This is a genomic window from Caulobacter segnis (assembly GCF_019931575.1).
In the GTDB taxonomy this organism is placed as follows: Bacteria; Pseudomonadota; Alphaproteobacteria; order Caulobacterales; family Caulobacteraceae; genus Caulobacter; species Caulobacter segnis_C.
The window spans coordinates 830,072-855,321 of sequence record NZ_CP082923.1; the positions used below are offsets into that span (position 1 = coordinate 830,072).

General features: G+C 69.7%; 23 protein-coding genes and 2 pseudogenes. 14 read left to right on the forward strand and 11 right to left on the reverse strand.

From position 1 onward, the window contains the following. Positions 1-124: 124 nt before the first annotated feature. The 5 genes from K8940_RS03910 to K8940_RS03930 all read left to right on the forward strand — a co-directional run bounded on the left by K8940_RS03910 (position 125) and on the right by K8940_RS03930 (position 7,681). Positions 125-2,146, forward strand: coding sequence for a tetratricopeptide repeat-containing sulfotransferase family protein (locus K8940_RS03910; RefSeq protein ID WP_223393223.1), 2,022 nt, complete (start codon positions 125-127; stop codon positions 2,144-2,146). Positions 2,147-2,277: 131 nt separating this feature from the next. Then, positions 2,278-4,662, forward strand: a complete 2,385-nt coding sequence (locus K8940_RS03915; protein ID WP_223393224.1) for a TonB-dependent receptor — start codon at positions 2,278-2,280, stop codon at positions 4,660-4,662. A gap of 70 nt (positions 4,663-4,732) precedes the next feature. Continuing rightward, positions 4,733-6,055 (forward strand): amino acid permease, encoded by a 1,323-nt coding sequence (locus K8940_RS03920; protein WP_223393225.1) that lies wholly within the window; start codon positions 4,733-4,735, stop codon positions 6,053-6,055. Then, positions 6,052-7,302 carry a metal-dependent hydrolase family protein gene (locus K8940_RS03925; RefSeq protein ID WP_223393226.1) on the forward strand — a complete coding sequence of 417 codons (1,251 nt, stop codon included), beginning with the start codon at positions 6,052-6,054 and terminating at the stop codon, positions 7,300-7,302. The genes K8940_RS03920 and K8940_RS03925 overlap by 4 nt, the downstream gene beginning before the upstream one ends. A gap of 139 nt (positions 7,303-7,441) precedes the next feature. Continuing rightward, a complete protein-coding gene (locus K8940_RS03930) occupies positions 7,442-7,681 on the forward strand; it encodes a hypothetical protein (RefSeq protein WP_223393227.1) in 240 nt (79 codons plus the stop codon). 190 nt (positions 7,682-7,871) lie between these two features. On the opposite strand, the gene K8940_RS03935 is transcribed toward K8940_RS03930, so the two are convergent. From K8940_RS03935 to K8940_RS03950, 4 genes are all read right to left on the reverse strand, one after another. Continuing rightward, on the reverse strand, positions 7,872-8,486 hold the full coding sequence (locus K8940_RS03935) for a TetR/AcrR family transcriptional regulator (RefSeq protein ID WP_411675598.1): 615 nt from the start codon (positions 8,484-8,486) through the stop codon (positions 7,872-7,874). Then, a complete protein-coding gene (locus K8940_RS03940; protein WP_223393229.1) occupies positions 8,480-9,619 on the reverse strand; it encodes an aromatic ring-hydroxylating oxygenase subunit alpha in 1,140 nt (379 codons plus the stop codon). Before K8940_RS03940 ends, K8940_RS03935 begins: the two co-directional genes overlap by 7 nt. Continuing rightward, positions 9,616-11,247: a phytoene desaturase family protein gene (locus K8940_RS03945; RefSeq protein WP_223393230.1), complete on the reverse strand. Its 1,632-nt coding sequence runs from the start codon at positions 11,245-11,247 to the stop codon at positions 9,616-9,618. Before K8940_RS03945 ends, K8940_RS03940 begins: the two co-directional genes overlap by 4 nt. A gap of 105 nt (positions 11,248-11,352) precedes the next feature. After that, positions 11,353-11,997 carry a glutathione S-transferase gene (locus K8940_RS03950; protein ID WP_223393231.1) on the reverse strand — a complete coding sequence of 215 codons (645 nt, stop codon included), beginning with the start codon at positions 11,995-11,997 and terminating at the stop codon, positions 11,353-11,355. Positions 11,998-12,101: 104 nt separating this feature from the next. Between K8940_RS03950 and K8940_RS03955 the strand changes: the two genes are divergently transcribed. Next, complete coding sequence (locus tag K8940_RS03955; RefSeq protein WP_223393232.1) at positions 12,102-12,683, forward strand: TetR/AcrR family transcriptional regulator; 582 nt, start codon at positions 12,102-12,104, stop codon at positions 12,681-12,683. Here the strand turns inward: K8940_RS03955 and K8940_RS03960 are convergent. Beyond that, positions 12,680-15,746, reverse strand: a pseudogene (locus K8940_RS03960) (efflux RND transporter permease subunit). The gene K8940_RS03955 and the pseudogene K8940_RS03960 overlap by 4 nt on opposite strands. A 3-nt stretch (positions 15,747-15,749) precedes the next feature. Then, positions 15,750-16,853 (reverse strand): efflux RND transporter periplasmic adaptor subunit, encoded by a 1,104-nt coding sequence (locus K8940_RS03965; protein WP_223393233.1) that lies wholly within the window; start codon positions 16,851-16,853, stop codon positions 15,750-15,752. Between the two features lie 84 nt (positions 16,854-16,937). Here K8940_RS03965 and K8940_RS03970 point away from each other — a divergent pair, with 84 nt between their 5' ends. Continuing rightward, a complete protein-coding gene (locus K8940_RS03970) occupies positions 16,938-17,570 on the forward strand; it encodes a TetR/AcrR family transcriptional regulator (protein WP_223393234.1) in 633 nt (210 codons plus the stop codon). A 67-nt stretch (positions 17,571-17,637) separates the two neighbouring features. Beyond that, a complete protein-coding gene (locus K8940_RS03975; protein ID WP_223393235.1) occupies positions 17,638-17,844 on the forward strand; it encodes a hypothetical protein in 207 nt (68 codons plus the stop codon). 48 nt (positions 17,845-17,892) lie between these two features. Here the strand turns inward: K8940_RS03975 and K8940_RS03980 are convergent, their stop codons facing one another. After that, the gene (locus tag K8940_RS03980) at positions 17,893-18,252 is read right to left on the reverse strand and encodes a nuclear transport factor 2 family protein (RefSeq protein ID WP_223393236.1); all 360 of its coding nucleotides are present in this window, start codon (positions 18,250-18,252) and stop codon (positions 17,893-17,895) included. An 11-nt stretch (positions 18,253-18,263) separates the two neighbouring features. Then, positions 18,264-19,019 carry an SDR family NAD(P)-dependent oxidoreductase gene (locus K8940_RS03985; RefSeq protein ID WP_223393237.1) on the reverse strand — a complete coding sequence of 252 codons (756 nt, stop codon included), beginning with the start codon at positions 19,017-19,019 and terminating at the stop codon, positions 18,264-18,266. A gap of 119 nt (positions 19,020-19,138) precedes the next feature. Between K8940_RS03985 and K8940_RS03990 the strand changes: the two genes are divergently transcribed. Continuing rightward, the gene (locus K8940_RS03990) at positions 19,139-20,044 is read left to right on the forward strand and encodes a LysR substrate-binding domain-containing protein (RefSeq protein WP_223393238.1); all 906 of its coding nucleotides are present in this window, start codon (positions 19,139-19,141) and stop codon (positions 20,042-20,044) included. Here the strand turns inward: K8940_RS03990 and K8940_RS03995 are convergent. Further along, positions 20,034-21,449, reverse strand: a complete 1,416-nt coding sequence (locus K8940_RS03995; RefSeq protein WP_223395762.1) for a PLP-dependent aminotransferase family protein — start codon at positions 21,447-21,449, stop codon at positions 20,034-20,036. The two genes, K8940_RS03990 and K8940_RS03995, sit on opposite strands and share 11 nt — an antisense overlap. On the opposite strand from K8940_RS03995, the gene K8940_RS04000 reads away from it, so the two are divergent. Further along, positions 21,448-21,861 (forward strand): DUF983 domain-containing protein, encoded by a 414-nt coding sequence (locus K8940_RS04000; RefSeq protein WP_223393239.1) that lies wholly within the window; start codon positions 21,448-21,450, stop codon positions 21,859-21,861. The genes K8940_RS03995 and K8940_RS04000 overlap by 2 nt on opposite strands. Before the next feature lie 150 nt (positions 21,862-22,011). On the opposite strand, the gene K8940_RS04005 is transcribed toward K8940_RS04000, so the two are convergent. Further along, positions 22,012-22,470 (reverse strand): carboxymuconolactone decarboxylase family protein, encoded by a 459-nt coding sequence (locus tag K8940_RS04005; RefSeq protein WP_223393240.1) that lies wholly within the window; start codon positions 22,468-22,470, stop codon positions 22,012-22,014. A gap of 92 nt (positions 22,471-22,562) precedes the next feature. On the opposite strand from K8940_RS04005, the gene K8940_RS04010 reads away from it, so the two are divergent. Then, positions 22,563-23,420 (forward strand): sigma-70 family RNA polymerase sigma factor, encoded by an 858-nt coding sequence (locus K8940_RS04010; RefSeq protein ID WP_223393241.1) that lies wholly within the window; start codon positions 22,563-22,565, stop codon positions 23,418-23,420. A 2-nt stretch (positions 23,421-23,422) separates the two neighbouring features. Here the strand turns inward: K8940_RS04010 and K8940_RS04015 are convergent, their stop codons facing one another. Next, positions 23,423-23,731, reverse strand: a complete 309-nt coding sequence (locus K8940_RS04015; protein WP_223393242.1) for a polyhydroxyalkanoic acid system family protein — start codon at positions 23,729-23,731, stop codon at positions 23,423-23,425. A 130-nt stretch (positions 23,732-23,861) separates the two neighbouring features. Between K8940_RS04015 and didA the strand changes: the two genes are divergently transcribed. The 3 genes and pseudogenes from didA to K8940_RS23930 form a co-directional block, all read left to right on the forward strand. Continuing rightward, a complete protein-coding gene (gene didA / locus K8940_RS04020) occupies positions 23,862-24,074 on the forward strand; it encodes a DNA damage-induced SOS-independent cell division inhibitor A (protein ID WP_223393243.1) in 213 nt (70 codons plus the stop codon). Positions 24,075-24,114: 40 nt separating this feature from the next. After that, the gene (locus K8940_RS04025; RefSeq protein ID WP_223393244.1) at positions 24,115-25,119 is read left to right on the forward strand and encodes a dipeptide epimerase; all 1,005 of its coding nucleotides are present in this window, start codon (positions 24,115-24,117) and stop codon (positions 25,117-25,119) included. After that, positions 25,115-25,246: pseudogene (locus K8940_RS23930) on the forward strand (hypothetical protein); the annotation flags it as partial. The gene K8940_RS04025 and the pseudogene K8940_RS23930, both read left to right, overlap by 5 nt. Between the last annotated feature and the right edge of the window lie 4 nt (positions 25,247-25,250).

Below are 25,250 nucleotides of genomic sequence, written 5' to 3' on the forward strand. Positions count from 1 at the left end.
GCCTGCTCGGCACGCTGCGCGACCCCCTCCGTCTCGGCGCGTATTCGCACCGATCCACCTCCCCCTGATGGGGAGGAGGGGAGAGCGAATTGACACGCTCGTGCGACCCCGCTCTCCTCACGCCATGACCTCCACGACCGCCCAGCCCGCCGTCAGTCTCGCCGCGGCGCTCGAGCATGCCGAGCGGTTGCTGGAGACGGCGCCGGACCTGGCCGCCGAGCAGGCGCGGGCGATTCTGGAGGTCGTGCCGCGCCACGCCGACACCACCCGGGTGCTGGCCGCCGCACTGCGACTTTCCGGCCAGCCGCAGGCCGCGCTCGAGACGGTCGCCCCGCTGGCCCAGGCCCTGCCGAACCTGCCGCTCGCGCAACTGGAGCTGGGGCTGGCGCTGGAGCAGCTGGGCCGCACCGCCGAGGCCGTCCGCGCCTTCGATCGGGCCAGCGCCCTGGAGCCGCGGCTGTCGGAAGCCTGGCGAGGCCTTTCGGAAAACCTCGACCTGCTGGGCGACACGGCCGGCGCCGAGCGCGCCCTGGCCCGGCAGCTGCGCGCCTCCACCCGCGACCCGGCCCTGATCGAGGCCGCCACCGCCCTGGCCGACAACCGGCTGGGCGAGGCCGAGCGGATCCTGCGCGAGCGGCTGAAGGCCGACAGCGCCGACGTCGCCGCCATCCGCATGCTGGCCGAGACCGGCGCGCGCCTGGGCCGCTACGCCGACGCCGAGAACCTGCTGACCCGCTGCCTGGAGCTGGCGCCCAACTTCGCCGCCGCCCGCCACAACCTGGCGACCATGCTCTATCGCCAGAACAAGAACGCCGAGGCGCTGGGCCAGATCGAGGCCCTGACGGCCAAGGACGCGCGCCATCCCGGCTACGCCAATCTGCACGCGGCGATCCTGGCGCGGCTGGGCGAATACGACCGCGCCATCGCGGTCTGCGAGCGGATGCTGGCCGACTATCCGAACCAGCCCAAGGGCTGGATGAGCTATGGCCACGCCCTGAAGACCGTGGGCCGACAGGCCGACGCCATCGCCGCCTATCGCAAGGCCCTGGATCAGGCCCCGACCCTGGGCGAGGCCTGGTGGAGCCTGGCCAATCTCAAGACGGTGAAGTTCGACGCGGCGGACGTCGCGGCCATGATCGCCGCCCTCGACGCGCCCGGCCTCTCGGAAGACGACCACCTGCATTTGCAGTACGCGCTCGGCAAGGCGCATGAGGACGCCGGCCTGTGGGACGCCGCGTTCGAGCGCTACGCCGCCGGCGCGGCTATCCGTCGACGGCAGCTTGACTATGACCCGGAGGAGAACGCCGCCGAGACCGCTCGGACCACGGCGCTGTTCACGCCGGCGTTCCTGACGGCGCGGGCGGGATGGGGTTCGAAAGTCCCCGATCCGATCTTCATCGTTGGTCTGCCGCGCGCCGGCTCGACCCTGATCGAGCAGATCCTGGCCAGCCATTCGATGGTCGAGGGCACGATGGAGCTGCCCGACCTGATCGTCATGGCCCGGCGGCTGGGCGGCAAGACCGCGACCCGCGCCGAGTCGTCCTACCCGGAAAGCCTGGCCGACCTCTCACCCGAGGACCTGAAGGCCCTGGGCGAGGAGTTCATCGAGCGCACCCGCATCCAGCGCAAGACGGACAAGCCGTTCTTCATCGACAAGATGCCCAACAACTTCGCGCACGCGGGCTTCATCCACCTGATCCTGCCCAACGCCAAGATCATCGACGCGCGTCGCCATCCGCTGGGCTGCTGCTTCTCGGGCTTCAAGCAGCACTTCGCCCGGGGGCAGGCGTTCAGCTACGACCTCACGGACATCGGTCGCTACTACGCCGACTACGTGGCGCTGATGGCCCATTTCGACGCCGTGCTGCCGGGCCGCGTTCACCGGGTGATCTACGAGCGGATGATCGCCGATCCGGAAGCCGAGATCCGCGCGCTGCTGGACCACTGCGGCCTGCCGTTCGAGGAAGCGTGCCTGTCGCCGCACGAGAACGACCGCGCTGTACGCACCGCCAGTTCCGAACAGGTGCGTCGTCCGATCTTCAAGGACGCGGTCGAGCACTGGCAAAAATTCGAATCGCACCTGGTCCCGCTCAAGCAGGCATTGGGACCCGTCCTCGACGCGTATCCAAACGCGCCCGTTATTTGACCATCTGCTTCGGGACCTGCCATTTCTGCAACACTCCCGAGAATTGACGACAGGCCGAAATTTCCAATCTTGCCGGACGCTTAAGGCAGGTCGAACGTCGTTCGATCAGAACCGCCAAGGGGAGCGACTGTATGTCGTCGGGATCGGTTAAATTGAAGAAGGTCGGCGTCTGCTCCGCCGCCCTGTTCGCCTCCACCATGCTCACGAGCGTCGCCTACGCTCAGTCCAACCCAGGCAATACGGCGCTCGAGGAAGTCGTCGTCACCGCCCAGAAGCGCAGCGAAAATCTGCAGGACGTCCCGGTCAGCATCCAGGCTCTCGGCGGGGAGAAACTGGAACAGCTGCAGGTCAGCGCGTTCGTCGATTATGTGAAGTACCTGCCCAGCGTCTCGTTCACGACCAGCGGCCCCGGCTTTGGCCAGGTCTACATGCGCGGCGTGGCCAGCGGCGGCGACGGCAACCACTCCGGCTCGCTGCCCAGCGTCGGCGTCTATCTGGACGAACAGCCGGTCACCACCATCCAGGGCGCGCTGGACATTCACGTCTATGACGTCGCCCGGGTCGAGGCCCTGGCCGGGCCGCAGGGCACGCTGTACGGCGCCAGCTCCCAGGCCGGCACGCTGCGGATCATCACCAACAAGCCCTCGACGGTCGGCTTCGCGGCCGGGGTCGACGCCGAGGTGAACCAGGTCGACCACGGCGGCATGGGCCACACCCTGGAAGGCTTCGTGAACATCCCGCTGTCGGACAAGATCGCCGTGCGGGCGGTCGGTTGGGACGTGCGTGACGCTGGCTATATCGACAATGTGGCGGGCACGCGCACCTATACGCGCGGCGACGACGATCCCACCAATGACGTGACCATCAACAACAAGTCTCGGGTGTGGAAAGACTATAACCGCGTCTACACCCAGGGCGGGCGGGCGGCCCTGCGGGTCGAGCTGAACGACAACTGGGTCATCACGCCCACGGTCATGGGCCAGGTCCAGAAGGTCGGCGGCTTGTTCGCCTACGATCCTCAGGTCGGCGACCTTAAGGTCACCCACTTCTATCCGGAAAGCTCGAAGGACAAGTGGGTCCAGGCGGCCCTGACCATCGAGGGCCAGGTGGCCAATCTCGACGTCACCTACGCCGGCTCGTACCTGAAGCGGAACGACGTCACGAACTCGGACTACACCGACTACTCGTACTTCTACGATCAGATGGGGTCGGGCTTCTACTGGACCGACAACGCCGGCAACCTGGTCAATCCCTCGCAATACATCCAGGGCAAGGACCGCTACCGCAAGGAAAGCCACGAAATCCGGATCGCCTCGCCTCAGGACCAGAAATTCCGGTTCGTGGTCGGCGGCTTCTACCAGAAGCAGACCCACGGCATCTTCCAGAACTACAAGATCGACGGCCTGGGCAGCGACTATTCGGTGCCGGGTTATGTCGGCACGATCTGGCTGACCAAGCAGAACCGCGTCGACCGCGACAAGGCCGTGTTCGGCCAGGTCGAATACGACATCACCGACCAGTTGATGATCACGGGCGGGATCCGCTTCTTCAAGGCGCACAACACGCTGGTCGGCTTCTACGGCTACGGCGCGGGCTATGGCTCGACCGGTGAGCGGGCCTGCTTCAAGCCCGCGGTGGTGCCGGGTTCGCCCTGTACGAACCTGGACAAGGGCGTGAAGGAAAGCGGCAACTCGCCGAAGGTGACGCTGACCTACAAGATCGATGGCGACAAGCTGGTCTACGCCACCTACTCGAAGGGCTTCCGGCCCGGCGGCATCAACCGGCGCAGCACGCTGCCGCCGTACCACGCCGACTACCTGAAGAACTACGAGGCGGGCTGGAAGACGTCTTGGGGCGGAGCGTTCCGCTGGAACGGCGCGGTGTTCATGGAGGACTGGACCGGCTTCCAGTTCTCGATCCTGGGGGCCAACGGCCTGACCGAGATCAAGAACGCCAACCAGGCCCGCATCAAGGGGATCGAGAGCGACATCACCTGGGCCCCGGTCCACGGCTTCACCCTCAACGCCTCGGCCGCCTATACCGACGCCAAGCTGTCGGCCAACTACTGCGGCTTCACCGACGACGACGGCAATCCGATCACGGTCTGCCCCGTCGGCTCGGCGGAGGCTCCGGACGGACCGCAGGCGCCGGATGGCACGCGCCTGCCGATCACGCCGAAGTTCAAGGCCAACGTCACCGCTCGCTACGAGTACCAACTGGGCGAGTATGACGGCTTCTGGCAGGTTGCGGTCATGGGCCAGACCTCGAACTGGACCGACCTGCGGCTCAAGGAGCGCGAGATCATCGGCAAGCAGGGCCGCTATTCGGTGGTCGATTTCTCGACCGGCGTGTCGAAGGAGGGCTGGTCGGTGCAGGCCTATCTGAAGAACGTCTTCGACAAGCGGGCCAGCCTGAACCGCTACGCCGAATGCGCCGAGTCGGTCTGCGGAACCCAGGCCTATATCGTCCCGAACCAGCCCCGCACCGTCGGGATCAAGGTGGGCAAGGAATTCTAGAGCTTGGTGGGGTGAGTGCGGGGCGGTCCGGAAAAGGGCCGCCCCTTTTGCTTTGTTCTTAGGGGGAAACATGGCGTCGCCAAACGCCCGTCCTCTGGGTCTCTGGATGTGCACGGCCCTGGTCGTGGGCAACATGATCGGCTCGGGCGTCTTCATGCTGCCGGCCTCGCTGGCGCCGTACGGCTGGAACGCGGTCATCGCCTGGCTGCTGACGATCGGCGGGGCGCTGTGCCTGGCCTTCGTCTATGCCCGCCTGGCCCAGGCTCTGCCGCGCGCCGGCGGACCGCTGGCCTATACCCAGGAGGCGTTCGGCCCGACCGCCGGTTTCATGGTCGCCTGGGCCTACTGGATCTCGATGTGGGTCGGCAACGCGGCGATCGCGACCGGCTGCGTCAGCTATCTGTCGGTGTTCGTCCCGGCCATCGCTCAGGTCCCGGGACTGCACGCCATCGTCACCGTCGCCCTGGTCTGGGGGCTGACGGCGGTGAACTGCTGGGGCTCCGGCTCGGCCGGGCGGTTGCAGATCGTCGCCACGGTCCTGAAGCTCTTGCCGCTGGTGGCCGTGGCCGGCTTGGCCGTGGTGGTGCTGGCGAGGAAGGGCGCGGCGGCGGTGACGCCGTTCGAGCCCGCGCAGCTGTCGGCCGGGGCGATCACCGCCGCGGCGACCCTGACCCTGTGGGCCCTGCTGGGCCTGGAATCGGCCACCGTGCCGGCCGACAAGGTGCATGACCCGACCCGGACCATCCCGCGCGCCACGCTCTACGGCACCGCGTTCACCGGGCTGATCTATCTGGTCGTCTGCTCGGCGGTGGTGCTGCTGTCGCCGGTCGGCCTGCTGAAGGGCTCGAACGCGCCGTTCGCGGATTTCGTCGGCTATCACGGCGGCGGCGACCTGCGGCTCGTTCTGGCCGCCTTCGCCGCGATCAGCGCCTTCGGGGCCCTGAACGGCTGGGTGCTGCTGCAGGGCGAAATGCCCTACGCCATGGCCCGCGATGGCGTGTTCCCGGCCTGGCTGGGCAAGGTCGGCAAGCGCGGGACGCCGGTGAGGGCCCACGTGCTGTCCAGCGCCCTGCTGACCGGCCTGGTGCTGATGAACTACGCCAAGTCGATGGCCGACCTTTTCACCTTCATCGCCCTGCTAGCCACCTCGGCCAACCTGTTCGCCTATCTGTTCAGCGCCCTGGCCGCCCTGCGCCTGCAGCAGAAGGGGCGGATGGCGGCCACCGCGCCGCTGACGGTGCTGGCGATCCTGGCGGCGCTCTATTCGATCTGGACGCTCTACGGCGCCGGCGCCCAGGCCAGCCTGTGGGGCGTGGTCCTGCTGCTGGCCGGCCTGCCCGTCCGCGTCCTGACCGCCCGCGCGGCGCGTCCCGTTCCCGAGGCTCTCACATGATCGTCGCCCTGCTGCTCGCGGCTCAGGTCTCCTACGTCCACGCCGGCAAGCTGGTCGATCCCCAGGCTGGTCAGATGCTGACCGATCAGATGATCCGTATCGAGGGCGAGAAGATCACCTCGGTCACGTCCTGGAAGGCCGCTCCCAAGGACGGCCCCGTCGTCGACTGGAGCAAGCTCACGGTCCTGCCCGGCCTGATCGACATGCACACTCACCTGGTCGACGAGGAGCAGAGCGAGAACATCGCCCAGCCCCTGCTGCGCAGCGCCGCCGAGCAGGCCTATATCGGCGCGGCCCATGCCCGGACGACCCTGATGGCCGGCTTCACCAGCGTCCGCGACGTCGGCGCCTGGCGGGCGTTCAGCGACGTGGCCCTGCGCGACGCGATTGACCAGGGCTTCGTGCCCGGACCGCGGATGTCGGTGGCCGGCGCCTATGTCACCGCGCCCGGCGGGGGCGGCGAGATCACCGGCCTCGCGCCCGACGTCGTGATCCCCGCCGAGATGCGGCGCGGCGTCGTCGAGGACGCCGCCGACGTGCATCGCAAGGTCCGCGACCTGCTGGTCCACGGCGCCGACTTCATCAAGCTGATCGCCACCGGCGCGGTGCTGACCGAGGGCACCGAGCCGGGCCAGCTGGAGCTGTCGGAAGACGAGATCCGGGCCGCCGTCGAGGAGGCCGCCAAACGCGGGACCTACGCCACCGCCCACGCCCACGGGGCCGAGGGGATCAAGACCGCCGTCCGCGCCGGGGTGCGCTCGATCGAGCACGGCTCGCTGATCGACGACGAGGGGATCGCCTTGATGAAGGCCAAGGGCGCGTTCCTGGTGGCCGACATCTACAACGGCGACTTCATCGACACCTACGGCCGCGAGCATCACTGGCCCGACGGCATGATCCGCAAGAACCGCGAGACCACCGACGCCCAGCGCGAGGGCTTCCGCAAGGCGGTGAAGGCGGGGGTGAAGATCGCCTACGGCACCGACGCGGGCGTCTATCCGCACGGCTGGAACGCGCGCCAGATGCCCTACATGGTCAGGTACGGCATGACGCCGATGCAGGCGATCCAGTCGGCGACCACCGTGGCGGCCGAGCTGATGGGCAAGACCGGCCAGGTCGGCTGCGACGCCGGCGGCTGCTTCGCCGACCTGATCGCGGTGGCGGGCGATCCGCTGGCGGACGTCTCGACGCTGACCCGCGTCTCGAAGGTGATGAAGGGCGGGGTCGTGGTTAAGAACGAACCGTGACGGACGGTGAAGAACTGCACAGTCGCGCTTGGCCCGGATCATGCATTGTGCATCGCAGCGCAATTTTGTTGTGCGATAGCGAAACAACTGTCATGTCTACGTGGTTAGCACCACGTTGAGTACGTCCAAGGAGGTCTTGATGGCCGAGAATCACTACTACGTCCGCCCGGTCGCCGGCGTGTGGCATGTGACCTGGAACGACTCGGCCGAGCTGATCGGTTCGTACTCGTCGCAACACGAGGCCGAGGCCCTGGGCCAGTTGCTGGCGCGCCACATGCGCGCGCAAGGTCGCAAGGCCGACGTGCATGTTGACGCGCCCGAGGTTCGGACGCCTTCTTGGGGCCGTAATCGCGCCGCACATCAGTCCGTAGCGGCCTAGTTTTGAGTTTCGAGCGCGGCGGCCCCGCCGCGTTCGCGAGTTAGGGGGCATCCGGTCTTCCCGGCGACAGCCGGCCGCCGAGACGCTCGGGGTGGTGGGAATGGCGCTGCAACGACAGCGCGCCCCGGCGCTTCCTTGAGCTGGCATTGTCGGGAAGACCGGAGTTCCCTCTCAGTCCCCAAGTTCCTTCTCAGTCCCCAGAAGATCTCGAGGGCAGCCATCCCTCCAGCGCGCGGGCGATGATCCGCGCCGCCTCGTCCGGGCCGAAGGTCGTCGGATCCAGGCACAGCTCCAGCCACAGTCCATCCACCGTCGCCGTCAGGGCGATGGCCGCCAGGCGCGTCTCGCGCGCGCCGGCCGCCTTCAGCAACCCTTCCAGCCGCGCCCGGAAGTCTGCGTACGACGCCGCGTGGATCGCGGCCATGCGCGGCTTGGTCTTGACCAGGCTCCAGAAGCCGATCCAGGCGGCCAGCAGGCGCGGATCCAGCACCGGCGGGGCGAAGCTGGCGGTGAGGTAGGCCAGCAGCCGCGCGCGGGGCGCCGGGCCGGCGGCGTCCAGGGCCGCGTCCAGGGCCGCGTCGATCCGCTGGCCGACGGCCTCGTAGGCCGAGGCGATCAGCTCGTCGACGCCCTCGAAATAGTGCCGCAGCAGGCCGGGCGAGACGCCGGCCTCGGCGCAGATGGTCCGCACGCTAGTTCCGCCGACGCCTTCGCGGGCCAGCACGGTCTCGGCGGCGGCCACCAGCGCCTGGCGGCGGACGTCGGGGGCTTCGCGGGTGAAGGCGGCGCGCGGCGGGCTCACCAGCCCTCCGGCGGCCGCTCCAGCCGGCTCTCGGGGATCAGGGCCCGCATCTTGCGGCCGAAGCTCCGGAGCGACACTTCGCTGGTCGCCAGCGGCCCGGCCGTGAAGGTGCGCGAGGCCATGCCCTGCTGCACCCGCGCCACCAGCTCGGTGTCCTCGGCGTTGACCTGGCGGTTGATGCGCCAGTTCAGATACCGCGCCGCCTTCATCTCGCGGCGGTCGTCGGGCAGGGCGTAGGCGATCTCGCGGATCATCGTCTTGCCGGCCGAGATCGGGATGAACTGCATGAAGTCCACCTGGTCGGGATAGATGTCGAAGGCGAAGTTCGGCCACAGCTTGAAATAGGTCCACAGCCGCTTGCGGTCGGCCGGCAGGTGTTCGACGTCGGGCAGCAGGTCCTGATACAGGCGCTCGGACGGGCTGTCGGAGGGCTCGTCGATCAGCTGGCCCCACATCTTGTCGACGAAGGTCTTGGCCTCGACGCCGTAGCCCTTGCCGAACAGCCGCGTCAGGCCGGGGTGGGCCACCGGGATGTGCAGGCCGTCCGAATAGTTGTCGCTGATGTTCTTCCAGTTCACCTCGCGCGGCCGCAGGGTGACGCGGCCGAACGGTTGAAGGTCCTCGAAGCGGTAGGGAGCGACCTCGTCCTCGTAGGGGGCCATCATGGTGGCGACCGAGGGGCCTTCGCCCTCGATCCGAACGAAGACGAAGCCGCGCCAGATCTCGGTCTCGATCCGGGACAGTCCCTGCTTGGCCATGTCCAGCGCCGGATAGTCGTCCCGCATCGGCACGCCGATCAGCCGGCCGTCCAGGTCGTAGGTCCAGGCGTGGTAGGGACAGACGATCCGGCCGCAGCGGCCGACGGGGCCGTCCAGCAGCCGCGCGCCCCGGTGGCGGCAGACATTGGCGAAGGCGCGGACGCCGCCGTCCTTGCCGCGCACGACGACCAGGCTCTCGCCCACGAAGTCGAAGGTGTGGAAGTCGCCGGCCGCGGGGATGTCGTTCAGGTGGCAGACGATCTGCCACGACGGGCGGAAGATCCTGTCCTGCTCCTCGCGGAAGAAGCGCTCGCTGCCATAGATCCAGCCCGGCAGGCCCCAGTCGGATTGGGGGTCGTCGTTGGGGATCTGGGTCATCGCCCCACCACCGACAGCTTGACCGCCGTGGCGAAGTCCTTGTCGCGCAGGATCTCGCGGGCGGCGTTGCGGCCTGGATTGCCCGAGACGCCGCCGCCGGGGTGCGTACCGGCGCCGCACATGTAGAGGCCGTGGATCGGGGCGCGGTGGCTGGCGTGGCCCAGGAACGGGCGCGTGGCCCACAGCTGATCCAGCGACATGTGGCCGTGCATGATGTCGCCGCCGACCAGGCCGAACTTGCGCTCCAGGTCCAGCGGCGAGAGCAGGGTGCGGCCCAGCACCGAGGCCTTGAAGCCGGGGGCCCAGCGCTCGACCGTGTCGATGATCAGGTCGGCGGCGGCCTCCCGCTCGTCATCCCAGCCGCGGCCGTTCGGCAGGGTGGGGGCGAACTGCTGGCAGAACAGGCTGGCCACGTGCTGGCCAGGCGGGGCCAGCGAGGTGTCGATGGTCGAGGGGATCAGCATCTCGACGATCGGGGCCTTGCTGATCCCGTCGGCCTTCGCATCGCGGTAAGCGGCGTCCATGTAGTCCAGGCTGGGCGCGATCACGACGCCCGACTGGTGATGCTCGGCGGTCTCGCGGCCGGGCAGGCAGGTGAAGCTGGGCAGCTCCGACAGGGCCACGTTCATGCGGAAGGTGCCCGAGCCGTTCTTGTAGCCGTCGACGGTCTTGCGGAAGTCGGCGGTCAGGGCCGAGGGTGGGACCAGTTTCTTGTAGAGCAGGGCGGGATTGACGTTGGCGCTGATGATCGGGGCCATCACCTGGCGACCGTCGATCAGCTGCACGCCCACGGCCTTGTCGCCGTCCACGTGGACAGCCTCGACCGGCGCGTCGAGCAGGATCTCGACCCCGGCGGCCTCGCAGGCCTTGGCCATGGCCTGGGTGATCGCGCCCATGCCGCCGACCGCGTGGCCCCAGGCGCCCTTCTTGCCGTTCACCTCGCCGAAGGTGTGGTGCAGCAGCACATAGGCCGAGCCGGGGGTGTCGGGGCTGGCGAAGTTGCCGACCACGGCGTCGAAGCCGAAGGCGGCCTTGACGGCGTCGCTCTCGAACCAGCCGTCCAGCACGTCGCGGGCGCTCTTGGTGAACAGGTCCAGCAGGTCGCGCTTTCTCTCCCGGGAAAGCATGGCCAGCCGCCCGCCCTGGCGCAGGGCCCGCAGCAGGCCCGGCAGGCCGTCGCCCAGGTTCGGCGGCGTCTCCTGGGCGAAGTCGCGCAGCACGTCGCCGATCTCGTCCAGCATGGCGTAGTAGGCCGGCAGCACCTCGGCGTCGCGGCGGCTGTACTTGCGGAATTCCTCCTGGGTGCGCTCCAGCCCCCCGCCCAGCTTCAGATATTTGTCGTCGCTGAGCGGCAGGAAGTTCGAGATCGGCCGTTCCAGGAAGGTCAGGCCATAGCCGCGCAGACCCATGTCGGCGATGACGCGTGGGTTCAGCAGGCTGACCGTGTAGCTGGCCACGGAGTTGCGGAAGCCGGGGTGGAACTCCTCGGTCACGGCCGCCCCGCCGACCACGCCCCGCGCCTCGCAGACTGTCACCTTCAGCCCGGCCTTGGCCAGGTAGAAGGCGCAGACGAGGCCGTTGTGGCCCCCGCCGATGATCACGGCGTCGCGGGTGGTGGTCGTGGCCATCGTCTCTCTCCCCAGACAGAGGGGAGAGTGTTGCTATACGATCGTACAATAGGCAAGGGGCGGGTGATTCAATCCTCCCCCTCGCGGGGGAGGATTTGCGAACCGCTAAGCCGGGTTCTGGACGCTCGGCCGCTGCTCCACCCGCGCCCGCCAGGCGGTCAGGGCGGTGCATTCCGCCGGGACGGGGATCTGGGCGAAGCCGGCGAAGACCAGACCTTCCAGCACGGTGATGTCGGCCATCGAGAACTGGTCGCCGGCCACATAGGGCTGGTCGCGCAGCACGCCGTCGAAATAGCGCATGCCTGCCTCGGCCTTCACGCGGCGACGGCGGCCGAAGTCCTCGCGGCCGGCCCAGTCGGGCGACTTGTGGGCCTGGAGCGCGGGGCTCAGGCCCGGGGTGGCGTGGTGGAAATAGTCGCCGATCGGGTCGATCAGCTCCGACTCCGCGCGGCTCTGCATCATGTGGATCACCGCCTTCTCGCGCGCCGTACGGCCCGTCAGGGTCGGCTGGCCGTCGAGATTGTCGATGTACTCGGTGATGGCCGTGCACTCGCCGATGAACAGGCCGTCGTCCAGCTCGAGGACCGGCACCGTCCCGGTCGGATTCTTGGCCAGAAAGGCGGCCTCGCGGTTCTCGGCGGCGGGCAGATCGACCTTCACGAACTGGACCTGGTCGCTCAGGCCCTTCTCGGCCAGGGCGATGCGGACGCGCAGCGGGTTCGGGAAACCGGGGATGTCGTGGATTTTCATGATGTCCTCCATGAATCTACCTATCGATAGGTAGATATCAATCGCGGCATAGAGGCTTTCCTCGACCGGAGTCAACGCCTATCTACTGGTAGATAGGAGTGCCAATGACCACCACCGACACCCGCGAGAAGATCCTGAAGGCCGCCCAGGCGACCGTGCAGGCCAAGGGCTACAACGCCCTGAGCTTCCGCGAGCTGGCCAAGGAGGTCGGCGTCAAGAGCGCCAGCATCCACTACTATTTCCCGACCAAGGGCGACCTGGGCGCGGAACTGGCGCGCCGCTACACGGATACCGCGGTGAGTCATTTCGAGCGGCTGATCTCGAGCCCCGCGCCGGTGGCGCTGGTCTTCGCCGAGTATGTCGCGGTGTTCCGCGCCGCGCTGAAGAACGACAACCGCATGTGCCTCTATGGCGTGATGGCCGCCGAATACGGCGACTTGCCCGAAGAGGTCCGCGTGGCGGTTGACGCCTTCAGCCAAGCCAATGTCGACTGGCTGGCGCGCCTGTTGGGGCCGCGCCATCCGGAGCTGCCGCCAGAGGACCTGCGCGACCGGGCTCTGGCCATTTTCGCAGCCATCGAGGGGGCGCAACTGGTGGCGCGCGGGCGGGGCGATATCCGGGTCTTCGACCAGATGGTGGAGGCCTATGGCGCGGCTGGCCTGATGCCCAGGCCCCCTTCGCCCTAAACCTGCTCCGCCTTCCCCCGCGCCGTCAGCCAGTACATCACCGGCGTCGCCACGCGGCTCAGCAGGGTGCTGGTCACCAGTCCGCCGATGATGGCGATGGCCAGGGGCGAGTAGAGGCCCGAGCGCTCGAAGGCCAGGGGCAGCAGGCCGCCGATGGCCGTCACCGAGGTCAGCAGCACCGGCAGGAAGCGGACCTCGCCGGCCTTCTCGATGGCGTCGTGCAGGTTCATGCCGTCGCGGCGCAGCTGCTCGGTGAAGTCGACCAGCAGGATCGAGTTCTTGATCTCGATGCCGATCAGGGCGATCAGCCCGATCGTCGCCGTGAACGACAGCGAATAGCCGGTCAGGGCCAGTGCCAGCACCGCGCCGAACACCCCGAACGGGATGATGCCGGCCACCACCAGGGCGGTCTTGAACTTCTGGAACTCCAGGACCAGCACGGCCAGGATCCCGAACACCGCCACCATCACCGCCGCGCCCAGCCCCGCGAAGCTCTCCGACGCGGCCTCGGCCTCGCCGCCCAGCGACAGGCGGTAGCCCGGCGGCAGGGGCAGGTCGCGGTTCAGCCGCGCCACCGCGTCCTGCGTGACGCCCGAGGCCAGGAAGCCGGTGCGGACATAGGCGCTGATCGTCACCGTCCGTTCGCGGTCGAAGCGGTCGATGCGCGAGGGACTGGACTTCAGTTTCGGCGTGGCGATGGCGTCCAGCGGGGCTGCCATGCCGTCGGCGGTCGGGACATAGACGCCCTTCAGCGCCGACAGCGGATTGCGCGGCGCGCCGTCGGCCTGGACCATCGGCAGCCGCACCTTGACCGCGTAGTCGTCGCCGTCCGCGTCGCGGAAGCGGCCCGCCTCCTCGCCGGACAGCGCCAGGCGGGCGATGCGGCGCGCCGCGCCGGCGGGCACGCCCAGGGCGGCGGCCTTGGCCTCGTCGACGCCGAGGTCCAGGTCGGTGCGGTCCAGCCGCACGGGGTTGGTGACGTCGCGCGTGCCCGGCGTGGCCTTGAGGATCGCCTCGGCGCGGGCCGACAGGGCCTTCAACACGTCCAGGTTCTGGCCGGTCAGCCGGACGGCGACCGGCGCGTCGATCGGCGGGCCGTTCTCGAAGGTCAGCACGCTGATCCGCGCGCCGGGGAAATTGTTGAAGTCCTTGCGCAGGCGGTCCAGCACCGCGTCGCTCTTGCCCGGCTCCCAGCGCTTCAGGCTGACGAACACCTCGGCGAAGGTGGTCGAGCTCTCGCGTTGCGACCGGTTGTAGAAGATCTGCGGATTGCCGCGCCCCAGGTTCGAGGCCTCCCAGACCACGTCGGGCTCGGTCTTCAGGCGGCTTTCGACATAGCGCAGCACACGGTCGGTGCGGGCCAGGGACGAGCCGTCGGGCGTTTCGATACGGATCAGGAACTGCGGGGTCTCGGCCTGGGGGAACAGGGACGAGCCGATCAGCTTCACCAGCGGGAAGGGTCAGGCAGATGGCCAGCAGGATGGCCAGGGTCAGCCACGGCCGCGCCAGGGCCCGGTGCAGCACCGGGCGGTAGAAGCGGTGGATGCCGTCATTGACCGCCCGCAACAGGGCGTTGCCCTCGGGATCGGAGTGCTTGTCCAGCAGGCGGCTGGCCAGGAATGGGATGATGGTCATCGAGACCAGCAGCGAGGCGGCGATGGTGCACAGCACCGTCACCGGCAACGACTTGATATAGGCCCCCGAGCCGGCCGGCAGGGCCATCAGCGGCAGGAAGGCCAGCATCAGGGTCGCCGTGCAGCCCAGCACGGCCAGGCTGATCTGGCGGGTGCCGTTGATGGCCGCCTCGACCCGATCCTCGCCCTCGCGCACCCGGCGGGCGATGTTCTCGGTGATGACGATGCTGTCGTCGACCAGCAGGCCCAGGGCCAGGACGAAACCAGCGATCGACAGCTGGTTCAGGGTGAAGCCGAACGCCTGCAGCAGGGTCAGGCCGATCAGCAGGCTGAGCGGGATCGAGACCATCACCACGACGCCGGCGCGGGGACCCAGCGGCAGCAGGGTGATCAGCACCAGGGCCAGGGCGATGCCGAAGTCGCGAAACAGGTTGTTCAGCCGGTGCCGGACGTTCTCGGCCTGGACGAAGCCGCGCTCCATCTTCACCCCGGCGGGCAGGGTCTTCTCGTAGTCGTCCAGCACCGCCTGCACGGCCTTGGTGATCTTGGCGACGTCCTGGCCGTCCTTCTGGGTCACGGTCAGGAACACCGCGCGCTTGCCGTTGAAGCGCGTCAGGTGCGAGGGCTCCTGCTGGGCCCAGCCGACGCTGGCGACGTCGCGCACGCGGGTCACCTGGCCGCCGATCGAGCGCACGGGCGTGTCGGCCACGGTCGCCAGGTCGCGGAAGGCCCCGCCGGACTTGACGTTGAAGCGCCGCTCTCCGGCTTGAACGGCGCCGATGGGCGCCTCGGCCCCGTTGGCCTTCAGGGCGTCGGCGACGGCGGTGGCGGGCAGCTTCAGGGCCGACAGTCGTGCCAGGTCGAGGGTGACCTGCACCTCGGAAGGCGGCGCGCCCCAGTACTTGGCCTCGCGCACGCCCGGCACGCGGTCCAGCCGCTCGCGCAGGCGGTCGGCGGTCTTCTCCAGCCGCCGCATCGGCATGATGTCGGAGGTCAGGGCGACCTGGACGATCGACACCTCCGAGGTCCGCACCCGCTGGATGTCCAGCAGGGTCAGGCCGGCCGGCAGGTTGCCGCGGATGGCGTTCACCTCGCGGACCACCTGGTCGTACTTGCGCTCGGCGTCGACGTCCCAGGTGAAGTGGACGCGGACCGTGGCCGCCCCGTCCAGGCTGGTCGACTCGACCTTGTCGATATTGTCGAGGCCGTCGACCGCGTCCTCGATCGGATCGACCACCAGTTGCTCCATCTCCGACGGCTCGGCCCCGGGCAGGACGGCGCGCACGATGACGATCGGGGTGGGGAAGTGCGGGTCCTCGGACCGCGGCACGTTCAGGAAGGCGTTGATCCCCAGCACCACCAGCAGGCCGAAGGCCACGAGGGTGAACTGCCAGCGACGGACGGCGAAGGTCGCGAGGTCGAACGTCACGGGCTAGCGACCCGAGGGCGCGGCGAGCCGCGTGGGATCGATGACCCGCACGGCCTCGCCGTCGGCGACGAAGCCGGCCCCGGCGGTGATCACCTGGGTCCCGTCCGGCAAGCCCGCGACCAGGGCGTCGTCGCCGTCGAAGCCGCCGAAGGTCACGCCCGTGCGGCGGGCCTTGCCGTTGTCGAAGCGGAAGACGAAGCCGCGCTGGCCGCTGGCTTCCAGCATCGCCTCGGCCGGGATGCGGGTGAAGGCGGCGGCTGCGCCCGGCGCGGCGCGGACTTGCAGGGTGGCGTGCGCCACCTGGCCGCTGCGCAGGGCGGGCGGCGGAGCCGACAGCTCGATCTCGACCAGGATGGCGCCGGTGCGGGTGTCGGCGGCCTCGCCGACGCGGGTGACGCGGCCGGCCAGGGTCTGACCGTTCAGGTCCTCGACCGTGACCTTGGCGACGTCGCCGACCCGCACGCGCGTCGCCTCGCGGGCGGCCAGGGGCAGGCGCAGGACCAGCGGGCTGGACAGGTCGGCGACCCGCGCCACCACCTGGCCGGCGGCCACGACTTCGCCCGCCTGGGCCCGGCGCTCCAGCACCACGCCAGAGACCGGCGAGACCAGGCTGGCCCAGCGGCGGTCGAAGCGGGCGGCGTCATAGGCCGCCTGGGCGGCCTTCAGGGCGCTGGTCCGGTCGTCGATGCGCTGGCGGCTGACATAGCCCTTGTCGAACAGGGCCTTGTCGCGCTCGACGTCGCGGCGGGCCCGCTCCAGGTCGGCGGTGGTCTGCTGCTGGCGGGCGTCGACACCGGCCGGATCGATGGCGGCGATGGCCTGACCGGCCTGGACGCGGTCGCCGGCCTCGACCCGCATCGCCGTCAGCACGCCGGGGATGCGGAACGACAGCGCCATCTCGCGGCGGCGCTCCAGCGTGCCGGCTCCGGTGACCGCGCCGGTCGCGTCCGGCGCGGCCACGCGCGCGGCCTCGACCGGCGTCGGGGCGATCGGTTCCTCGGCCTTGGGCTTGTCGCCGCAACCGGCCAGCGTCCCCGCCGCGAACAGCGCTCCCAGGGCAAGGATGGGCGAGGCCCGCAACCAAGTCCGCCACATAAGCTGTTCCAAATCGATCAGTGATAAGTTATCAGTGATCGACAATGCCTGCTTGTCAAGCTCCGATACCGGTGGTCAACGACCCGAATGTCTTCGATGCGTACGCCCAAGACCCGCTCGCCGCGTAAGCCCAAGGGGCAGGGCGCCGAGCGCCGCGAGGAGATCCTCGACGCCGCCCAGAGCCTGTTCGCCCAGAAGGGCGTGCACGCCGTCTCGACTCGCCAGATCGCGGAGATCGCCGGCATTTCGCAGCCGGCCCTCTACGCCTATTTCGCCACCAAGGACGACATCGCCGCCGAGCTGTGCGTGCGGGCCTTCGCCATCCTGGGCCAGCGCATGGCCGACGCGCGGGTCGACTACACGCCCACGCCCGAGGCCTTCGAGCGCTGCCTGCGGGTGTATATCGATTTCGGCCTGGACCATCCCGACGCCTACCGCGTGGCCTTCATGCTGGAGAAGAGCGTCGACGGCAGCTTCCTGGAGAAGACCGGCGACCGGCCGATGATCGCCGGCAAGCAGGTCTTCCATGTCTTCGTCGAGATGGTCGGCGAGCTGCATGCGCGGGGCCAGATGGCCGGCGACGACGTCATGGCCGCGACCCAGGCGCTATGGGCCGGACTGCACGGCCTGGTCTCGCTGTTGATCGCCCGGCCGGAGTTCCCGTGGGTGGAGCGCGAGCAGTTGATCGCGACCCATGTGGCGATGCTGCGGCGTGGAGCGCTCAAGTAAGGGGGGCGTTGAAGTAGGGCGTTTCCGTCTCTAGATGACGCCCTCGCTCTTCCGGGAAGGATCCCCCATGGCCAAGCTCCTGCCGCTCCAATCGTTCAGCCTGCAGGAGACCGACGACGGCTACCGCCTGCTGGTCTCGGCCATCGGCGGCGAGTCGCTCTACGTCTCGATCACCCCCGACCAGATGGACGACATCATCGACAGCCTCGAGAACGCCATGGGCGGCGAGGGTGAAGGCGGGGGCGAGGGGAACGAGGACGACGTCGAGTACTGAGATCCGAATAACCCGCTCATCCCACGGGGATGAGCGGGGTTGGGAAGCCTACCCCTCCCCATCCAGGAACACGTAGATCGCCGCGATCCTGCCGTCTCGGACCAGGATGAAGTCGTGGCCCGCGTAGCGCGGCGGCTCGCCGGCCGGGCCCGAGACCCACGACAGGCGGCCGGCGTCGTGGCTGGCCTGGGCCGGCGAGGTCTCGGTATAGGCGAAGGTCGGGTGCGAGGCCCGGATGATCCCGGCGATCTTGTCGATCGCCTCGCGGCCGTGGTGGCCCTCGCCGCCCGGGCCGTAGAACACCGCGTCCTCGGCGTAGAGCTCCTCGATCGCGGCCCGGCGGCGGGTCGGATCGCCCTCGCCGAACACCTCGTGCAGATTGCGGATCAGCAGCTGTTCGATGGTCATCTCGTTTCTCCTCAGACCTGGGTCATGCCGCCGTCGACGAACAGTTCGGCGCCGGCGATGAAGCTGGCGTCGCTGGACGCCAGGAAGGTGACCGCCTTGGCGATCTCGGACGGGTCGGCGACGCGGCCCAGCGGCACCTGGCTGGCCATGAAGTCGACCAGGCCCTGCTGGGCGGCCTTGTCCTCGCCGGCCAGCTCGACCAGGCCCGGCGTCTTCACCGGTCCGGGCGAGACGACGTTGACGCGGATCTGGCGGTCCTTGAGATCGCTGGTCCAGCCGCGCGCCAGGTTGCGCACCGCCGCCTTGCTGGCGCTGTAGACGCTGAAGGCGCCCACGCCCTGGACGCCAGTCGTCGAGCTGATCAGCACGATCGCGCCGCCGTCGCGCAGCAGGGGCAGGGCCTTCTGGACGGTGAAGATCACGCCCTTCACGTTGCGGCCGAAGATATCCTCGTAGTGCTCCTCGGTGATCGCGCCCAGGGGCAGCATCGAGCCGCCGCCGGCGTTGGGCACCAGCACGTCGATATGGGCGTGGCGCTGCTGGATCACGTCATACAGCTTGTCCAGGTCGGCCAGCTTGGAGGCGTCGCCCTGGACGCCGGTGACGTCGCCGCCGATCGCCTTCACGGCGGCGGCCAGCTCGGCCTCGCGGCGGCCGGTCACGTAGACCGCGGCGCCCAGCTCGGAAAAGCGCTTGGCCGTGGCCAGGCCGATGCCGCTGGCGCCGCCGGTCACCACGACCACCTTACCGTCGAAAGTCTTGCTCATGTCGATCTCTCCTTGGTTTCGCCGGCGGGGCGTCCGTCGGTGACAAAAGAGATGCCTGCGGAACGAAAAACGGAGTAGACGGGTAAATTGGCTCTCAGTGTTCCATTGGTGAGACAATTGTGGCGGTTGACCTCAACGACTACGTCCTGTTCGCCGAGGTGGTGGCGCACGGCGGCTTCGCGGCGGCGGGGCGGGCCCTGCGCCAGCCGAAGTCGACTTTGAGCCGCCGGATCGCGAGCCTGGAGGCGCGGCTGGGCGTGCGGCTGATCGAGCGCTCGACCCGCCGGTTCCGGGTCACCGAGGTCGGCCAGGCCTTTCACGAGCGCTGTCGCCTCCTGATGCTGGACGCCCAGCAGGCCGACGCCGTGGTGGCCGAGGCGCTGAGCGAGCCGCACGGCCTGGTCCGCTGCAGCTGTCCGGTCGGGCTGATTGAGGCGCTGTCGCCGACCTTCCAGGCCTATATGGCGCGCTATCCCAAGGTGCGGCTGCAGGTGGTGGCCATCGACCGTCCCGTGGACTTGATCGCCGAGCGCATCGACCTGGCCGTCCGCGTGCGCCTGACCCTGGACACCGATGCGGCCCTGACCATGCGGACCCTGGGGCGCTCGACCCGGATCCTGGTGGCTGATCCGCGCCTGGCGATGCGCTGTGCTGGTCAGCCTCTGGCGGCCCTGGCCGGGCTGCCGACCCTCAGCCCCACCGACCAGATCGGCGAGCTGGAATGGGAGCTGGTGGACGCCGAGGGCGAGGCGCGGAGCGTCAAGCACACGCCGCGCATGACCTGCGGCGACTTCGGCGCCCTGCGCGACGCGGCGGCGGCCGGGCTGGGCGTGGCCTTCCTGCCCGACCATGCGTGCCGCGAGCTGCTGGAGGCCGGGCGCCTGGTGCGGGTGTTCCCGGACTGGAGCAGCCGGGCCGGCATCGTCCACGCGGTCTTCACCACCCGGCGCGGCCTGCCGCCGGCCGTCCGAGCCCTGATCGATCAGCTGGCCGAGGCGTTCCGGCGGGGCGGGATCACGGAGTAGTCAGGGTCCGCAACGCGGTGAGCGCTCGGGTCAGCATCGTCCGCTTGCCCGCCGCGCCCAGCGAGATCCGCAGGCCCTCGCCGACCGCGCCCGGCGCCCGGAAGGCCTCGGCGTCGACCAAAGCCAGGCCGTGGTCCCGCGCCGCCAGCGTCGCCACCGCGCCGGGCAGCCAGACGTGCAGGCTCTCGGGGCCGCCCACCGCCGCCGGCAACAGCTCGGCCGCCAAGGTCCGGCGGGCCACGGCCTCGTCCCGCACGCCCGCCAGCACGCGCGCGGCGACGCCGTCTCGGATCCAGCTGGTGACCACGGCGGCCATCAGTGGGGCGGGCATCTGGGCGATAGCGTGCAGGGCCGCCGCGAAGCCCTCGGCCCGGCCCGGGGGGCAGGCGACATAGGCCAGGCGCAGGCCGGGCGACAGCGCCTTGGCGGTGGTGGCGACGTGGAACACGCCCTCGGGCCACAGGCTGGCCAGGGCCGGCAGGGGATCGTCGGGCAGCAGGCCGTAGGCGTCGTCCTCGACGATCGTGACGCCGGCCGTGCGGCAGATCTCGACGATCGCCCGGCGTCGCGAGACGCTCATGGTCGCCGCCGTCGGGTTCTGGAAAGTCGGGGTGGCGCAGACCAGGCGCGGGCGGCGTTCGGCGATCAACCTTGCGAGCGCGCCTGGCTCCAGGCCCTCCGCGTCCAGTGGGCAGGCGACGACGGTCAGGTCGCGCCGGGCGGCGGTGGCCAAGAGGCCCGGATAGGCGAAGGCCTCGACCAGGATGGTGTCGCCGGGCGCGGTCAGGTGATCCAGCAGGGCCGACAGCGCCGTCTGGGCCCCGCTGGCGACCACGATCCGCTCGGGCTCGACCTGGCCCAGCGCCGGCGCCAGCCAGGCCGCGCCGGCTGTCCGCTGGGCCAGCGAGCCGGCGCCGGGGTGATAGGCCATCAGGGTCGCCGGGGCGGTGCGAGCCAGGATCGCGCCCGTCGTCTCGCGCAGCAGGACGGCCAGGTTCAACCCCGCCGGCGGGGGCGGCAGGTTCATGGAGAGGTCGACCAGCCCGGCCTCGTCCTCGATCGTCCGTAAACGGATGAAGGTGCCGCGACCGGTGGTCCCCTCGATCAGGCCCCGCTCGCGGGCCAGGGCGTAGGCGCGGGTCACCGTGGTGAAGTCGATTCCGACAAGACGGGCGACCTCGCGCTGGGCTGGGATCTGGTCGCCGGCCTGCAGCTCGCCCTCGGCGACGGCGGCCTCCAGGGCGGCGGCGATCCGGCGATAGGCCGGGCCGTCCAGCCCCTCGATGCGGCCAAGCCACGCAGCGGCCGGATTCGGCGATCCCTTAGTTGTCGTCATGGATCGATATCCATACATTACATGCACAATGTATGGATCATTTCCGCGATTGTAGGAAGGGCCCCCGATGGCCGACCAAGAACCGATCTACAATTCCCCGACGCCCATCGAGGCCGGCCTCAAGTGCTGCTGCCCCCGCTGCGGCGAGGGCAAGCTGTTCCAGGGCTTCCTGAAGCTGGCGCCAAGGTGCGATCGCTGCGGCCTGGACTACGGTTTCGCCGACCCGGCCGATGGCCCGGCCTTCTTCGTGATGAGCGGCGTCGGCATCGTGGTCACCGCCGTCTTCGCCTGGGCCGAGGTCATGTGGCAGCCGCCCATCTGGGTGCACCTGGTCACCACCTTCCCGGCCCTGATCATCGGCTGCCTGGCCACCCTGCGCCCGGTGAAGAGCTGGCTGGTCGCCTCGCAGTACATCAACAAAGCCGAGGAAGGCCGCTTCGAGAGCCTGGGAAAGCACGAGTTCGACGAGCGGCGATTATAGCGTCTCCCCAACCCCCGCTTCCCCGGCGAAAGCCGGGGCCCAGCTGGAAGAGCGCTGGGGTGGGCTCTATACGCGTTGCGCTTCTCCAATCAGCCCAAACGCCTTGAGATCTGGGCCCCGGCTTTCGCCGGGGAAGCGGGTGTGGGGGGGTTACACCCCCAAGCTGCCCGCCACCTGGCGCGTGGCCGCGTTCAGGCGGTTCCAGACGTTGATGGCCGAGATGCTGATCAGCAGGCCGGCCAGGGCCTTTTCGTCGTAGTGGCGGGCGGCCTCGTTCCAGACCTCGTCCGGCACCGGGTCGGCCTTGTCGGCGACGCGGGTCACGGCCTCGGCCAGGGCCAGGGCGGCGCGCTCGGCCTCGGTGAAGTAGGGGGTGTCGCGCCAGCCGGCGACGGTGGCCAGGCGCTCGGGGCTCTCGCCGGACTTAAGGGCCGCGCGGGCGTGCATCTCGAGGCAGACGCCGCAGCCGTTGATCTGGCTGACGCGCAGGTGCAGCAGTTCGTGCAGGGCCTCGGGCACGCCCTCGACATGGGCGGACTTGCCGAGGGCCATCATAGCCTTCATGGCTTCGGGGATGAGGAAGGCGGGCTGGGTCATGCGGGCTTGCATCGGATTTCTCCTTCGAGGGACGCCGCCGGTCACATCCGGCGACTTCGTTTCGTCGAAGAGGTGACGAAGCCCGACGGAGCGATGTGACCGAGATGTCCGAGAAAAATTATCTCGCTGAGAAATTCGAAGCCGACCGGGCCCGCCTGCGCGGCGTGGCCTACCGGATGCTGGGCTCGCTACCCGAGGCCGAGGACGCAGTGCAGGAGGCCTGGCTGCGCCTGTCGCGCGCCGACGCGTCGGGCGTCGACAACCTGTCGGCCTGGTTGACCACCGTGACCTCGCGGGTGTGCCTGGACATGCTGCGCAGCAGGAAGTCGCGCCGCGAGGACGCCCTGGATGGCGGGCCGGAACCGTCGGTCAGCGGCGAGGACGCCATCGAGCGCGAAACCATTCTGGCTGACTCCGTCGGCCTGGCGCTGCTGGTGGTGCTGCAGGCCCTGAGCCCCGCCGAGCGGATCGCCTTCGTGCTGCACGACCTGTTCGACATGCCGTTCGAGCAGATCGCCCCGATCGTCGAGCGCACCCCCGACGCCGCCCGCCAGCTGGCCAGCCGGGCCCGTCGCCGGGTGCGCGGCGGCGCGGCGCCGCTGGACGACGCCCAGACCGCCCAGAAGAGCGTCGTCGACGCATTCCTCACCGCCTCGCGGACCGGCGACCTGGCCGGGCTGATGGCGGTGCTGGATCCGAACGTGGTGGTCCGCGCCGACGTCTTCGCCGGCGGCGGCCAGACCCGCGAGCTGCGCGGCGCCGAGCGGGTGGCCAACTTCTACAACGGCCTGGCCCAGACCGCCCGCACGGCCCTGGTCGACGGCGCGATCGGCGCGGTCGTGGCCCCGCTGGGCAAGCTGTACGTCGTACTCGACATCAAGGTCGAGAACGGCAAGGTCGTCGAGATCTTCGCCGCCGGCGATCCCGAGCGCCTGGCGGCGGCCGAGGTGTCGGTGGTCTAGAGCTACTTGAGCAGCAGCTGTCCGCGCTTGCTCAGCTCGTCCTTGATCTTGCCGGCGGCCATGCCCAGCAGGCCGGGCAGGGAGAGGTCGAGACGGGCGTGGTCCTCCAGCACCTGGACGACGCCGGTGATGGTCTGGCCCATGGCCACGGCCGAGAAGTTCAGCACGTCGCCGGCCCAGCTCTGCGAGAAGCGGCTGGCGTCGCCGCCCGGGATCTGGCCGGCCAGCTGCGACAGGCCCTGCTCCAGGCGGCGCTTGGCCTCGGCCGCGCCCAGCTGGTGGGGGATGTTGATGCTGACTGTCTTGGCCATGGCGATCCTCTGAAGTCTCGACGGCCAAAACGCGGTCGGCCTGAGCTTGGCTGCATACGTCCGATTCTGGCGCAAGGCCAGATCAAGGTGCCTTCATCAGATGAGGCCTTCCTTGGACAAAGGGCGCGACATGACCGACTTCGCCATCACCCCGCCGTTCGCCGCCCCGCGTCGCCCCCGTTTCGTGCGTCCGGGCCGTCCCGGCGGCCTGCTCGGCGCCGTCCACTATGCCGGCGTGCTGCTGGTCTGGGCGGCGCTGTTCCTCGTCGACCGTCCGCTGGCCCTGAAGGTGATGGCTGAGCGCCGCGCCGACTCGCCGATCCCCCGTCACTGGGGCTGGTAGGGGGCTGGCAGGACCTCGCGAAACGCGGCATGCCTGCGGGATGTCGATCGCTGTCTCCGCCCGCCCGGTCTCGCACCTGCTGAAGGCCCCGTTCCGCATCTCGCGTGGGGTCAAGACCGCCGCTGAGGTGGTCGAGGTGAGGGCCGAGGCGGACGGCCATATCGGGCGCGGCGAGAGCGTGCCCTATGGCCGCTACGGCGAGACGGTCGACAGCGTGCTGTCCCAGCTGGCGCCGGCCCTGGCGTCCGACGACGTCGAGGCCGCCCGCGCCGCCCTGCCGCCGGGCGCGGCCCGCAACGCGCTGGACCTGGCCCTGTGGGACCTGCGGGCCCGGCGCACCGGCGTCAGCGTCGCCCGGGCGACCAGCCTGCCGATCCCGACCAATCTGGTCACGGCCGTGACTGTCAGCCTCGACTCGCCCGAGGCCATGGCGGCGGCCGCCCGCGCCGTCGCCGACGCGCCGCTGATCAAGATCAAGCTGTCGGCCGAGGATCCCGCCGCCCGCCTGCGCGCCGTGGCGGCGGCCGCGCCCGACGCCCGCTTCATCGTCGACCCCAACGAGGGCTGGACCTTCGCCATCCTCAAGGACCTCAAGCCCCTGCTGGCCGACCTGCCGATCGCCCTGGTCGAGCAGCCGCTGCCGGCGGGCAAGGACCACGAGCTGGATGGCTGGGATCCGCCGTTCACGGTCTGCGCCGACGAGTCCGTCCATGTCGGCGGCGACCTGGCGGCCCTGCGCGGCCGCTACCGGGCGGTGAACCTCAAGCTGGACAAGACCGGCGGCCTGACCGAGGCCGTGGCCATGCTGAAGGCGGCGCGGCGCCTGGGATTCCAGGTGATGACCGGCTGCATGGTCGCCTCGTCGCTGGGCGTGGCTCCGGCGCTGCACCTGGGTGGGGCCAGCGACTTCGCGGATCTGGACGGGCCGTGGTGGCTGGCCGTGGATCACCCCGGCGGCCTGCGGGTCGAGCGCGGGCGGATCACGCCGCCCCAGGCAGGGTTCTGGGGGGATGGGGAAGCGGCCGAGGGGCTGTGGCTCGATTGAGCTCTACTCCCCTCAGGGGGAGGGGGACCGCCGAACGGCGGTGGAGGGGGCTTTGGGGCGCTGAACCTCAGAACCGCTTTGCGGACCCCCTCCGTCTCGGCGCGTAGTCGCGCCGATCCACCTCCCCCTAA

Bases quoted from the DNA above. Each gene is read 5' to 3' on its own strand.
- K8940_RS03910 (WP_223393223.1), top strand. From the start codon at position 125: ATGACCTCCACGACCGCCCAGCCCGCCGTCAGTCTCGCCGCGGCGCTC.
- K8940_RS03915 (WP_223393224.1), top strand. From the start codon at position 2,278: ATGTCGTCGGGATCGGTTAAATTGAAGAAGGTCGGCGTCTGCTCCGCC.
- K8940_RS03920 (WP_223393225.1), top strand. From the start codon at position 4,733: ATGGCGTCGCCAAACGCCCGTCCTCTGGGTCTCTGGATGTGCACGGCC.
- K8940_RS03925 (WP_223393226.1), top strand. From the start codon at position 6,052: ATGATCGTCGCCCTGCTGCTCGCGGCTCAGGTCTCCTACGTCCACGCC.
- K8940_RS03930 (WP_223393227.1), top strand. From the start codon at position 7,442: ATGGCCGAGAATCACTACTACGTCCGCCCGGTCGCCGGCGTGTGGCAT.
- K8940_RS03940 (WP_223393229.1), bottom strand. From the start codon at position 9,619: ATGACCCAGATCCCCAACGACGACCCCCAATCCGACTGGGGCCTGCCG.
- K8940_RS03945 (WP_223393230.1), bottom strand. From the start codon at position 11,247: ATGGCCACGACCACCACCCGCGACGCCGTGATCATCGGCGGGGGCCAC.
- K8940_RS03950 (WP_223393231.1), bottom strand. From the start codon at position 11,997: ATGAAAATCCACGACATCCCCGGTTTCCCGAACCCGCTGCGCGTCCGC.
- K8940_RS03955 (WP_223393232.1), top strand. From the start codon at position 12,102: ATGACCACCACCGACACCCGCGAGAAGATCCTGAAGGCCGCCCAGGCG.
- K8940_RS03970 (WP_223393234.1), top strand. From the start codon at position 16,938: ATGCGTACGCCCAAGACCCGCTCGCCGCGTAAGCCCAAGGGGCAGGGC.
- K8940_RS03975 (WP_223393235.1), top strand. From the start codon at position 17,638: ATGGCCAAGCTCCTGCCGCTCCAATCGTTCAGCCTGCAGGAGACCGAC.
- K8940_RS03980 (WP_223393236.1), bottom strand. From the start codon at position 18,252: ATGACCATCGAACAGCTGCTGATCCGCAATCTGCACGAGGTGTTCGGC.
- K8940_RS03985 (WP_223393237.1), bottom strand. From the start codon at position 19,019: ATGAGCAAGACTTTCGACGGTAAGGTGGTCGTGGTGACCGGCGGCGCC.
- K8940_RS04000 (WP_223393239.1), top strand. From the start codon at position 21,448: ATGGCCGACCAAGAACCGATCTACAATTCCCCGACGCCCATCGAGGCC.
- K8940_RS04005 (WP_223393240.1), bottom strand. From the start codon at position 22,470: ATGCAAGCCCGCATGACCCAGCCCGCCTTCCTCATCCCCGAAGCCATG.
- K8940_RS04010 (WP_223393241.1), top strand. From the start codon at position 22,563: ATGTCCGAGAAAAATTATCTCGCTGAGAAATTCGAAGCCGACCGGGCC.
- K8940_RS04015 (WP_223393242.1), bottom strand. From the start codon at position 23,731: ATGGCCAAGACAGTCAGCATCAACATCCCCCACCAGCTGGGCGCGGCC.
- didA (WP_223393243.1), top strand. From the start codon at position 23,862: ATGACCGACTTCGCCATCACCCCGCCGTTCGCCGCCCCGCGTCGCCCC.
- K8940_RS04025 (WP_223393244.1), top strand. From the start codon at position 24,115: ATGTCGATCGCTGTCTCCGCCCGCCCGGTCTCGCACCTGCTGAAGGCC.